Annotated in this window: 12 protein-coding genes; 5 read left to right on the top strand and 7 right to left on the bottom strand. The window is 68.8% G+C overall.

The annotated features are described in order from the left end of the window. Positions 1–213: 213 nt before the first annotated feature. Positions 214–654, bottom strand: coding sequence for a DUF2267 domain-containing protein (locus tag E8A74_RS50850; RefSeq protein ID WP_136936449.1), 441 nt, complete (start codon positions 652–654; stop codon positions 214–216). 107 nt (positions 655–761) lie between these two features. Here E8A74_RS50850 and E8A74_RS50845 point away from each other — a divergent pair, with 107 nt between their 5' ends. Then, complete coding sequence (locus E8A74_RS50845) at positions 762–1,148, top strand: MmcQ/YjbR family DNA-binding protein (protein ID WP_136936448.1); 387 nt, start codon at positions 762–764, stop codon at positions 1,146–1,148. Between the two features lie 559 nt (positions 1,149–1,707). Here E8A74_RS50845 and E8A74_RS50840 read toward each other — a convergent pair. The 4 genes from E8A74_RS50840 to E8A74_RS50825 form a co-directional block, all read right to left on the bottom strand. Further along, the gene (locus E8A74_RS50840) at positions 1,708–2,748 is read right to left on the bottom strand and encodes an STAS domain-containing protein (protein ID WP_136936447.1); all 1,041 of its coding nucleotides are present in this window, start codon (positions 2,746–2,748) and stop codon (positions 1,708–1,710) included. A gap of 200 nt (positions 2,749–2,948) precedes the next feature. Next, positions 2,949–3,749: a hypothetical protein gene (locus E8A74_RS50835; RefSeq protein ID WP_136936446.1), complete on the bottom strand. Its 801-nt coding sequence runs from the start codon at positions 3,747–3,749 to the stop codon at positions 2,949–2,951. Continuing rightward, positions 3,746–4,999, bottom strand: coding sequence for a glutathionylspermidine synthase family protein (locus E8A74_RS50830; protein ID WP_136936445.1), 1,254 nt, complete (start codon positions 4,997–4,999; stop codon positions 3,746–3,748). The genes E8A74_RS50835 and E8A74_RS50830 overlap by 4 nt, the downstream gene beginning before the upstream one ends. Continuing rightward, positions 4,996–5,592: an SMI1/KNR4 family protein gene (locus tag E8A74_RS50825; RefSeq protein ID WP_136936444.1), complete on the bottom strand. Its 597-nt coding sequence runs from the start codon at positions 5,590–5,592 to the stop codon at positions 4,996–4,998. Before E8A74_RS50825 ends, E8A74_RS50830 begins: the two co-directional genes overlap by 4 nt. Positions 5,593–6,034: 442 nt before the next feature. On the opposite strand from E8A74_RS50825, the gene E8A74_RS50820 reads away from it, so the two are divergent. The 3 genes from E8A74_RS50820 to E8A74_RS50810 are packed head-to-tail and all read left to right on the top strand — an operon-like array spanning position 6,035 to position 8,311. Beyond that, the gene (locus E8A74_RS50820) at positions 6,035–6,895 is read left to right on the top strand and encodes a hypothetical protein (RefSeq protein WP_136936443.1); all 861 of its coding nucleotides are present in this window, start codon (positions 6,035–6,037) and stop codon (positions 6,893–6,895) included. A 4-nt stretch (positions 6,896–6,899) separates the two neighbouring features. Then, positions 6,900–7,802: a hypothetical protein gene (locus tag E8A74_RS50815; protein ID WP_136936442.1), complete on the top strand. Its 903-nt coding sequence runs from the start codon at positions 6,900–6,902 to the stop codon at positions 7,800–7,802. 17 nt (positions 7,803–7,819) lie between these two features. Then, on the top strand, positions 7,820–8,311 hold the full coding sequence (locus E8A74_RS50810; protein WP_136936441.1) for an ATP-binding protein: 492 nt from the start codon (positions 7,820–7,822) through the stop codon (positions 8,309–8,311). Positions 8,312–8,317: 6 nt separating this feature from the next. Here E8A74_RS50810 and E8A74_RS50805 read toward each other — a convergent pair whose 3' ends face one another. Continuing rightward, positions 8,318–9,004 (bottom strand): hypothetical protein, encoded by a 687-nt coding sequence (locus E8A74_RS50805; protein WP_136936440.1) that lies wholly within the window; start codon positions 9,002–9,004, stop codon positions 8,318–8,320. A gap of 211 nt (positions 9,005–9,215) precedes the next feature. On the opposite strand from E8A74_RS50805, the gene E8A74_RS50800 reads away from it, so the two are divergent. Next, positions 9,216–11,033, top strand: a complete 1,818-nt coding sequence (locus E8A74_RS50800) for an alpha/beta hydrolase family protein (protein ID WP_136936439.1) — start codon at positions 9,216–9,218, stop codon at positions 11,031–11,033. 2 nt (positions 11,034–11,035) lie between these two features. On the opposite strand, the gene E8A74_RS50795 is transcribed toward E8A74_RS50800, so the two are convergent. Further along, entirely contained in the window at positions 11,036–11,314 is a 279-nt protein-coding gene (locus E8A74_RS50795; protein WP_136936438.1) for a hypothetical protein, read from the bottom strand. Between the last annotated feature and the right edge of the window lie 185 nt (positions 11,315–11,499).

The following is an 11,499-nucleotide window of genomic DNA, read 5'->3' as shown; positions in this document are numbered from 1 at the left end:
ATCGAACCAACGCCAGCGAACCTCCCCATGGTCTTGCCACCGGCCTGCGCGCCTGTCTCGGTTGGCAACCCCGCTGCCGGCCTTGACCGGGCCTGTTCGATGAACTGCGCATCGCGCAGTTCATCGAGCTTGGGTCCAGCCCCTGGCTGGTCCGGGGTGGAGGGGGCGGACAGCCCCCTCCTGGGGCCTGGGGCAAAGCCCCAGCTCCGCGCTTCAAGCGGCCACGCGGCGGGGCCCCCACAACTCCCACAACTCCGAGGGGAGCTGGCTGCGCAGGTGCTCGATTTCCCCCTGGGGCAACAAGGCGTGCACGCCTTGCAACACCGCGCGTGCGACCCGCTCGGCCTCGGCCGGCTCGATCTTCAGGTGCTCGGCGAGCAGGCGCAAGAACTCCCCGCGATCGAACACGTCACTCGCGAGCCCGCGGTGCGCTGCGCATGGATGCACGAGGGTTTGCAGGGCCTCGGGCAGGGAGCGCGCGAAGTCTTGCGCCTGGCCCTTGCTCAGCCTGCGCGAAAGGACGCAGAGCACGGCCGCGGCGGCCTCGGGCGTGCGGACCTTTTGCGGCAGCCCGCCGGCTTGCTCGATGTGCTCGACGATGCGCCGCGACACGGGATCGATCCGCGCGCCGCCCTGAGCTCCCTGGTTTGCCATGTGGCTCCTCCCTTCTCGCTGCACGTCGGGGCGGCAAAAGGGCAAATGGGGTGCCCGGCGTCGCGGACCCGAGCGCTGGGCCGCTCCGCTCGGTGTACCATGGCCGCATGAAGTGGGAGCAAGTCAGCAAGCTCGCGCGCGAGCTGCCCGAGGTCGTGGAGGACATCTGGTTCCGGACGCCTGCCATGAAGGTCCGCGGCAAGGGGTTTTGTCGGCTGCGCGAGGAGGGGGACGTGATCGTGTTCCTCACGGAGAGCGTCGACGAGCAGGCCTTCTTGATCGAGAATCGTCCCGACATCTATTTCATCACCGACCATTACCGCGGCTATGCGGCCGTGCTGGCGCGGCTCCCCGCGCTCACGGTGCCCGAATGTCGGCTGCGGCTCGAGCGGGCGTGGCGCCTCAAGGCGCCCAAAGCTTTGCTCAAAGCATTCGACGTACCGGCGAAGCCGACGGCGGCCACGAAGGCAAAGGCGAAGGCGAAGGCCGGCTGAGCGAGGGGCGAGGCGGTGACGACCCTCTCGACAGCCACGCGATACCCGTCGCGCAGCTTGCTCCGACGGCGGATGGGGTCGGACGTGAGGTCGACACGCGTGAGGTCCGAGAGGTCGCAGACCTGGTCGTTCGGCTGGGATGCTTGGGATCGAAGATGGAAAGACGCCTCCCCGCATGCGTGGGGCCTAGGGCTGTCCTGTCGCGCGGGATCATGGCTACACGCGAGTGGGATGAGGTCGTGTCTTCGAACGCAGAGGCCGAGCAAGAAGGCGACGGGGACGCGTGCGCGGAGGGATGGGGGCGAGGGGTGGACGAGGCGGGGCCGAGTCTCCGGAGACACGAGGGCGTGGCGCGGGAGAGGAGGCGGGGGGGTCGGCGGGAGGCGGAGCGGAGGGGGAGAGGAGGCGAGCTCGTCCGGTCGACGGACGCGCGAATAGGGGGAGGGGGACGAGGGTGTCGCCGATGACCTACGGCCCCGTCGCTGGGTGGGACGGAGGCGTGGCGCTTGGAGCGCTGAGGACGTCGCGTCAGAATACGACGACGTGGTCGCGCGCGACGCTACACTTTGCCCTGCCGGAGCCCGCGCAGGCAATGCTGGAGGCCTTGACGCAGGGTTGCGTGCGTCACGATGCCGCCGAGGTCCACGCCGAGCATCACCATCGTCTGCGCGACGCTGGGGCGGATGCCCGTGATGATGCCCTCTGCGCCGAGCAGCCGCACGGCGCGGAGCAGGTCCAGCATGTAGCCGGCCGTCGCCGTATCCACGGCCTCGACGCCCGTCAGATCCAGGAGCACGAACTGCGAAGCTTTGTTCACCACCTCGCCGAGCAGGTTCGTCATCACCATGGCTGCGCGTGTCGAATCGACCACGCCGAGCAGCGGCAGCGCCAGCACCTTGTCCCAGACCTCGATGATGGGCGTCGACAGCTCGCTGATCACGCGCTGCTGACGTTCGATCGTCGTCAGCCTCTCGCGCAGCTCCTGCTCGGCGTGCCGGGCCTCGGTGACGTCCATCGACACGAGCGAGACGAGCTCGACCTCGCCGGCTGCGTTTTTCAGCGGAAAGCACCAATTCTGCCAGATGATGCCTCCGTACTCCCAGGAGACCTCCACGATCTCGCCGTTGAACGCGCGCGCGACGTAGGGCGCGCATGCGTGCTCGCCGAAGACCTCATGGAAGCTCTGCCCGACGAACTGCCCGTCCTGGAGCCCCAGTCCTTCGAGTGCTTTGCCTTCGTAATAGATGATGTAGCCTGCCTGATCGACGGCCCACATGGCCACCGGCGCCGTCGACAGGAGCACGCGCAGGATGGCCAGGCGCCGCGCGACGTCTGGATCCTTTCGCGCATCGATGATCCCGTCGCCGAGGAAGGCGGTGGGCTCGCGGCGCAACAACTGGGGTGCGCGCAGGTGACCGGTCGCGGGATCGACGACGTACAACGAAAGCGCGAGCCCACGATCCACGCTCGCGTTTGCTTGCTCCTCCGAAAGTCCGAACGCCAAGCATCCAGCGAGCAGCCGCTCGCGCGGCGCAGGACCGTGGGCATGGAGCAATTTCGCGACTGCGGCCGCGTAAGCCGCTGCTTGGACGTCGGTCATCGTGCCAAGTTGCCCCAACCGTCGCCGTGAATCAACTCGCCCCCGCGTGTCCGAGAACGCAATCCGTGCACTTTTCGCACCTGCCACACGTGTCAGGTCGGAGCCCGCGCGGATTCTGGACTTATCACGTGTGGCAGCATCCTGCGCTGAGCGGGGGGACGGGTTCACCCACGTGTCACAATCGACAAGCTGCCCATGTTCTAGCCGCCGCTCGGGCTCTCGGGAATCACGCCGCCGAACGTGCCGTCGCGCCGACGATGGAGCCCCATTCGATCGAACCACGCGCCGATCGCTTCGAAGAGCGCAGGTCGCGCCACCCGGAGCACCTCGGCCGGGCCGTTCACGTCGGTGCGCACGTGCAGGATCTCGATCCCGTGCTCCTGCCACGACACGAGGATCGGCAGGAGGTCTCCGGCCGGCCGAGCCGATTCGCGCTGCACCAGCGCGGCGCGGCGGACGCCCGCGCGCGAGAGTGTCTTCGCCGAGGGGAAATCACCCGCGAAGACGACCGAGCGATTGTCGAATCGGCCCGCTTTGAGGAGCAAGCCTGTCCCCATTCGCCGCTGGTCGAGCAGGAAGGCTGGCGGCGCGTCCGGCGAAATCCCGGCGAGGCTTTCGGCCGCGTCCACCAGCGCCTCCATCACCTCCGCATACTCGATGACGCCCTCCGGCGCGGGAATGGCATTGTACAAGGGCACGGGCAGAAACCCGTGCCGGCCGAGCGCCGCGCCGACACGCACCCCCGCGGCGCCCGGCAAGTCCAAGATCAAGGCCGTGTCCAGCCCGCGCGGCGCGCTGCGGTAGGGGTGCTCTCCGGCCGGCGTGGCCTGCACGTGCGCGTGGAGCGGCGCGACGATTCGCTCCTCGACCCACGGGGGCGGCGCCGGCGGCGGCTTCGGCGCGACCTCCTCGCCGAGGTGCGCGAAAAGGACAGGCTTGACCCACGGGCTGAAGGTCGCGTCCCGGGGCGCCCACAGGTGGTGCACGTCCTCGCGTTTCATGCGTCGGTCTCCGTGATGAGCACGGCGGCGTCGGTCGCCGCGCCGTCGATGAAGGGTTTTTCCGTGACACGGCCATACACGCCCGCGGCGCGGCCGTCGACGGTGTAGACGCCGATGCACGGCAGCCTCGGGCCGATCGGCGTTTCGAGCGGGACCGTCACGAACCGGCGTTGCGCCACCCAGCCGGACGGCGCGAGGGAGACGCGGAGCGCGAGGGTGGCCCATTGCAGCGGCGTCATGTGCGGGCGCATGGATACCGTGTCGCCCGTGTTGCAGTAAGCCGATTTGAGGATCCATCCGTCGTCGCGCGCCCAGGGCGCGTCCCGGGGATCCCGGGTCTCGGGGAGCAGGCGCCGCCATGTATCGAGGCGCGCGCCGAGCTCGTCCCAGACGAGCGGGAGCCGCTTGCTCTCGCTGAGCGCCGCGATTCCCGGATTGCACACGGGCGTCCGCCCGCCGACGAAGAGCGGCGCCCAATCCACGGCGCTCGGCAGGCGAGGGAACCACTCCGCCTGGTAAAACCGCACGATGGCCCCGAGGGGCCCGCCCTGCTGCGCCGAGACGAGGTGCGCCCGCCCGTCGTGGAATCGAATGTGATCCGGCGAAGCACAAACGGCCGCGGCCCCGCGATCGCGGAGCTCTCGCGCGAGGTGGGCTATCACCTGGTGGTCCTCCATGAACCCGGGCGCCGAAAGGAGCGCGAGGGATCCCAGGTCTTGCGCCGCGCCGAGGAGCGCATCGACGAGGTGCTTCGTGGGATCACCGGCCGCGCGTGTGCCCGGGAAAAAGCCGGCCATGAGGGCGGGCAAATGGGTCGCCTCGGTGTAGCCGCCCGGCACGTCGCTGTTGACCTCGGAGACGCGCCATCCCTCCGTGGTGAAATGAAAATCGAACCGCATCACCCGCGCCGCGGCCGGCGTCGGGGGCGCGCCGGGGCCGAAGAGGCGCTGGTGCGCGCGGGGAAGGGAGATCCGACGCTGGAGCGCGGGACGGTGGAGGATCTCCTGCTCAGCCGCGAGGGTTTCGTGTGTCAGGCGCTCGGCGAGGTCGGCGAGGTGCGCCCACGTGGCCGCGTCGAGGAGCAGCGGGAAGGGCGCGAGGGCCGTGGTGTCGCCGACCTGCACGTCCCATTTGAAGCAAGAGAGCTCCATCGTGCGACGGAGCTCGTGAAAGGCCGCGCGTTCGAGCACGGGGCCGGCGCGGAGAGGAACGCAACGAGGAGGGTCTTCGGCCTGCGCCGCGCGGCTCATCGATCGCCGAGGAGATCGAGGTAGGGGCCGTCGTACGTGCCCGAATCGGCGAGATACGTGAAGTCGCCGCTTTCGAGCGCGTCCGCGTACCTTTCGAGCACCGTGGCGAGGTCCGCGCTGCCGGTCGTGAAGGGCCCGCCCGCGACCTCCCACTTGATGACCTGTCCGACGAGGCCCGCGGGGCCGGGCGCGAGGTCGATGCAGTAGAGATTGCCGCAGCCGTCCTTGGCGATGGGAATCCAGGCCTCGTGCCACTTCACTGGTTGTACGCGCGGGGTGCTCTGCTCGAAGACCTCGTGGTCGTCGAACGTCCCCTTCTTGCGCAGGGATTCGAGCCCGTCGCGGGTCTTCTTCGACGCGGCCGGGCCGAGGCCCTCATACTCGAATATCCGCAGCCCATCATGCACCTGCCACATCGCCACGAGCTCGGGCGGGAGTGGCTTGCCGAGGGCGTTCGCGAGGGCCTGCACGGAGGCCTCCTCAGCCGGCGGGTCAAACGCGTCGGCGTCGACGTTCTTTTGCAGCCAGGCCGAGATCCGCCGCGTCGCCGCCGCTGCCCGCTGGGGACGGTCAGAATTTTGGGGAGCAGGCATCGGCGGCGTCGTACGCCAACTCCGCGGCAGTGACAACTACATCGAGGCCTGGTTCGGGCGGGCCGTGGGGCCATCTTGCGCGGCAGCGTCGAGCCCACCTTCATGCCGTCCGAGCACGCCTACGTGCTCGAAGGGCGTGACGTCGATTCCGTTGAATATTTGGACGTCCCCTACGAGGGCCTCGACGAGGACGTGCGCTGCGACGAAACGACATATTGACGCGCCCCGCCATGGCTTTGGCTGGTAAGCCCATTGCCCACGTGCGGCGGGCTGTCGCCGCGCGTTCACGTGAACCACACCGGCGTCGTTCACACAGCGAACGAGCGGCGCGGGCCGGGAGGGAGGCGTGGCGCCGGAGCGCCGCGCGTGCAGAGAAAACTTCCCCGTGGCAGGCGCTTTGCTTAGGCTGCTCGGCTTGCCTTCCTCGGCAAAGGAGACTCTCATGCGTAAAAGCGGTATTCTCGGGCTCTTGGGCCTCGCCATTGGGCTCACGACGGCGCTCCCGGCGAGCGCCGGTGTCGAAGAGTGCGGCAACATCCGGTTCCAGGGGCTCTCGAACTGCGAGGTGCGCGTCACGGCCCAGTGCACGGCCGGCTGCAGCGAGTTCGGCATCTACAAGACGGCGTGCGCGACGAAGCTCACGCAGGTCTGCGGCGACCAATGCACGCTCTCGGCGATGCCGACCTGCACGGACAACTGCACGGTGCAGTGCAAGTCGGACTGCGACAACGGCGTCAACGTCATCTGCTCCCACAACTGCTTCGAGGAATGCACGGCGAGGCGCGACACGGAGTGCGCGGCCAAGGCCGACCCGGCGCAGTGCGCGGCGACCTGGGACGCGAACTGCGACAACGAATGCGACGCCAAGTGCGTGACGGTGGACGGCGGCTGTTATCAGCATTGCGTGGAGTGCTGCGGCGGCTCGTGCTCGGCCGACGCGAACATGGACTGCCAGTACTCGTGCCAGGACGTCGAGTTCGAGGAGTGCGAGCAGGAGTTCCGCGCGAACTGCGAGGCCTCGTGCACCGGCGACGGCGCGCTCTTCTGCGACGGCAAGTACATCATCGCCGGCTCGCAGGTCCCGACCTGCCTGAAGGCGCTCGCCGCGCAGGGCATCGAGGTGAAGGCCGAGGGGAGCGTGACCATCGGGCCCGACGGCATCAACGGAAACCTCGCCGCCGGCATCTGCTCCTACAGCCCGGGCGACAGGGCCGCCGTCGTCGGGCCCTTCGCCCTGTTCGCCGCGGCCACGGCCGGCTGGCTCGCACGTCGGCGCAAGCGCGATTCGCGCGCGGAGCGGTGATCCCATGATCGTACGGCCGACCTCCCTTTCGTGTGTCGTGTGGCTCGGGTTCGTCCTCGCGGGTTGCAGTGAGCAGGAGACGAGCACGGATGTGGTGGTCGGCCTCACGACCGATATGGCTGTGGGGTTCGACTTTTATGAGCTCGAGCGGACGCTGAAGGTCAATGGGGTCGTCACGCAGAGCGAGCTCGTCTCGTATGGCGCGGGCAATCTGCGCCTGCCGATGGAGCTTCCGGCGCAGGCGGCCGAGGACGGCGCCACGATCGAGCTGTCCCTCGCGGCGCTCCGCATTGGCGAGCACGTGCCCATGGTGACGCGAACGGCGACGACGCGTGTGCTGGCCGGGCAATCGCTGCTCCTGCCCGTCTCCCTGGAGGCGGCGTGCGCCTCGGTGGCGTGCGGGGCGCATGCGACATGCGTGAAAGGCGCGTGTGTTGACCCCTTCCTCGACCCGTCGTCGCTCCCGGCCTACGATCCGACGTGGATCGAATCGGCCGAGGACGCGTGCAAGACGGCGTCGTCGGGGGCTCCGGCCCTCGTGGTCGGGAAAGGACAAATGGCATTCGCCTCGCTCGCGGAGAGCGAGGTGGTGGACATCGAGCCGGGCCCCCAAGGCGGCCACCACGTATGGCTCGCGCTCCGGGTGACGGGCCTGCGCCAGATGGGCTCGACGCTCAAGGTAAACGGGTTTTACCCGGACCTCGATTACAAGCTGTCTCCGTTCTCCTCGCAGGTCACGCTCCGCAAAGCGGGCGACCATTGCGAGCTGTACGGGATTCGTTTCCAGGTGGACCGGGGCATCGCGGTCGACGCTGTCCGCGGCCAACCGCTCGACGTGACCTTCACCCTGACGGACCCGACCGGGGACGCCGCGACGGCCGCGACGAAGGTCGTCATCGCGCCCTGACGATGCCAGACTCACGCATGCGGAACGAGGCCGAGCGGATCGAACGACGCAAGCGATGGGGCGAGCGCGTGCCTGTGTGTGTGCTCTTCATCGGGCTGCCCGCGGCGGGAAAGTCGACCTATTTCCGCGCGCGCTTCGTCGACACGCACATCCGCATCAACGGCGACATGCTCCGGACGGCGGCCCGGGAGCGGCTGCTCGTCGAGGCGTGCCTGCAAGGTGGGACGAGCTTCGTCGTCGACAAGACGAACGTCTCGCGCGCGGAACGAGCGAGGTACATCGAGGCCGCGCACGAAGCGGGCTTTGGGGTGCACGGGTATTTCTTCGAGAGCCGCAAGGATCTCTGCCTCGATCGCAATGCGAAGCGCCCGCCGCACGAGCGCGTGCCGGACGCGGCGGTGCTCGGAATGCGATCGAGGATGGAGCTTCCCTCGCGCGAGGAGGGGTTCGACGAGCTCCATTTCGTGCGCGGGGTGGACGGGACGTGGATCGTGGAGGCGTATCGCTGATTCGGCTCAGCGGCGTACACGCCGGAGCCAGACCGTCATGCCCCAGAAGAGGAGCGTGCCTGGCAGACCTCCCACGCAGATCGGCAGCAAAAACTCGAACGTGAAGGGTTCGGGCCTGCGTTCGAGGTACCACGCGACCGCCGGGAGCGAGCCGAGCGCAACCGTCACGAGCGCCACGCAAAAGCCGAGGCGCGCGAGCGCCGTCCGGCCCTGCAGGAGCCCCGCGACGAGCCCGAACAGAGCAGCCACGATGACGGCCGGGGCGAGCGCGCCGGGATCCCCGAACCACATCTCGAACCAGCCCGCGCGAATCGCAGCGCCGGCCACGCCTCCGCCGGCGGCAATGCCGAAATTCCTGGCCGCGCGCATGCTCTCGGGGTCCGTGCCTTCGCCGTCGATGGCGCCGCGGATCTGCGCGCGCGCAGCGTCGGTGATCTCGCGCGGATCACGCCCCTCGCGGCGCAGGGCGAACACGCCGAGGGCGAGCGTCGCGGCGAGCGCCGGGACCTCGGTCACGATGAACGTGAGGCCGGCCGCGGCGAGCGGATGCGTGGCAGAATCCTCGCCAAGCTCGGCCGCGAGGAAAAACGCGTAGGGACCCGTCCCGGTCACGACCCAGTGCACGGTGAGCGCAAGCGCCACGGCGCAGAGGAGCCCGCCGACGAGCCGGACACGAAGCGGCAGAGGGTGCATGGCGCGGGAGAGCCTACCGCAGGCGAGGGCCTGGGCGACAGGTACATCCCGGCGCGTCGGAGCCTTCGCAGATTTGCGAGTCCCAAGCGCGGGAACGCTACTCGCGCATGACGCGCGCGTGGGTACGGTTCGCCATATTCAGACACCAACGTTCGCCATGGTGTGAGCCGTGCGCGTGGTGGAACTCTTGTCTTCCGAAGGACACATGCACATGAAGTCGATTCTAGGGCTGGTACCGCTGCTTCTTCTCCCCCTCGCCACCGCCTGCTCCGGCGGCGACGTCAAAGGAGAGGGCGAAGTCAAAAGCGAAGTCCCCGCGGAGCTTTCCGCCCTGTGCGAGCGCCTCGTGATCTGCCAGGGCCTGGAGCAGCAAGCCTGCGAGGCCGAAGGCATGGCCGGCATCAAAGCCGCGCTCGGCGTCAAACACGAGGTCTGTGATGCCCTCATCGAAGCCGACCTCGCCATGTATGGTTGCCTGGCGAAGGTCGAGGACTGCGAAACGTTCAACACCGCCACCCAGGTGGCCGATCCGCCGGTGTGCGCGGCCGAGATCGCGGCCGACGTCGCCCAGCTCTCCCTCGGTGGCTTCGCCTGCTACAGCGGCGAGACCCCCGTGCCGCCGCCGCCGGAGTGGACCTGCAACGCCCTGCGCTGGAACGGCTCCGACGGCTGCGACTGCGGCTGCGGCGCACCCGATCCGGACTGCGACGGCGCCGGCTCGGCCGAGCCGGGCACCGGCGTCGACAACCCCGCCTGCGACGCCTGCGTAGGCGTCGACGGCAAAGCGCAATCGTGCATCAGCGTGACCGCGACGCTCGAGGCAGCCGGCTTCCTCGTCACCCCGGCCGGCAAGACCGACGACGGCGCCGAGCTCTACGACCTCACGCTCCTGCAAGTGAACGATCACCAGGACGCAGCGTCGGGCACGCACGAGCAATACCTCACGCTCATCCACCGTGGCTTCGACCGACCCATGAACCTGATCTCCACGGGGTACAGCAATTACCTCGGGTTCGACGAGGATGAGCTGACGACGCTCCTCGGCGGAAACCAGCTCGTGCTGGACAAGCGCTTCCACAACGGCAACGGCGACGACTACGCCCACTTCTCGCGCAAGCAGGTCGCCGACGACGCCCACGACGTCGTGGTGCGCCTGCACGACCTGTACAAGAGCGCGTGGATCGGCTCGGGCTTCAGCAACGGCGGCGTCGACATGGTGAGCTTCCGCCAGCATTACCCGAACGACGTCGACGCCACCGTCGCCTTCGGCGCCCCGTTCATGGTCGCCGAGGACACGCGCTTCCTCTCGTTCTTCGACACCGTCGACGCCACCTGCCAGGACCGCCTCGAAGCCATCCAGCGCACCGCACTCGGCGCCCAGCGCACGGCCGTGGAGCCCGCGGTGCACGCCTTGGCCGCCGCCGATCTCGGCGACACCTTCACCCGCGTCGAGCCCGCGCGCGCCTTCGAGGCCGCCGCGCTCTCCTACCCGTGGCTGTTCTGGCAATACTTCGGCACCCCGGACGAATGCGCCGCGCTGCCCGATCCGGCGACGGCGACGGCAGAGGAGCTGACGACGGCGTTCTTCAGCGTCACCAGCATCTTCGGCACCTACCCGATGTCCGACGGGTACCTGTCGTTCTTCGGCGCCTACTTCTACGAGGTGCAGCGGAGCAGCGGCTGGCCCGCCCTGCCGCGCGCCGCGCTCGTCGCAGAGGGCCTCATCCCCGAAGACCTCGTCGACATGGAGCGCGGGCTCGTGCCCGAAGGCGTGACCGCGCCGGCGTTCGACGCCGCCGAGAACAGCTCGCTCGCAGAGTTCGCGCGCCTCGGAGACGGCATCGCCTTCATCTACTCGGACCACGACCCGTGGGTTGCCGGCGCCGTCACCCCAGACGCAGGGAGCGGCAACGTGCGCTTCACCGTGACGAACGGCAACCACACCGCGACGTTCTCGTCACTCTCGGAGCCCGATCAAGCCGCGCTCTCCGCCTTCCTCGAAGAGAAGCTCGGCATCGAGCTGCCCTGAGTCTAAGGCGACGCCTCCTCGGGTTTCTTCAGCGGCTTTTGCGTCTCGCAATCCACAGGCTCGACCCACGGCGGATTCGCGGCATGTGTGATGGTGCACGTCCCATCTTCATTCCGCCGGAAGCCTTCCCGCACGCTCCCGAGATTGGGTACCCAATCCTGGTTCTCCGGCCCGGAGGTCTGCGGATCCGGCTTGGCAGGCTCCTGCGTCGCGCCGCCACACCCCGCAGAGATCGTGACCACGAACGCCGCCGCGAGCCGCGGAGCTTTCTTGCGTTTCATGCTGGCGAGTAGAGGCGAGCAACGACGCGCCGTCAACGGAGCATGGGTCGCTTCTGGGGCCGCCGCGCCGGGGCGCTGCCCCGGACCCCGCGGGGGGCTGTCCGCCCCCTCGACCCCGGACCAGCGAGGCGCTGGACCCAGGGTTGAAAAACTGCGCTCCGCGCAGTTTTTCAAACAGGCCGACG

Source organism: Polyangium fumosum (genome assembly GCF_005144585.1).
GTDB classification, from domain to species: Bacteria; Myxococcota_A; Polyangia; order Polyangiales; family Polyangiaceae; genus Polyangium; species Polyangium fumosum.
Note: the sequence above shows the minus strand (reverse complement) of the source record. Positions and strands in the feature narration are given on the sequence as shown.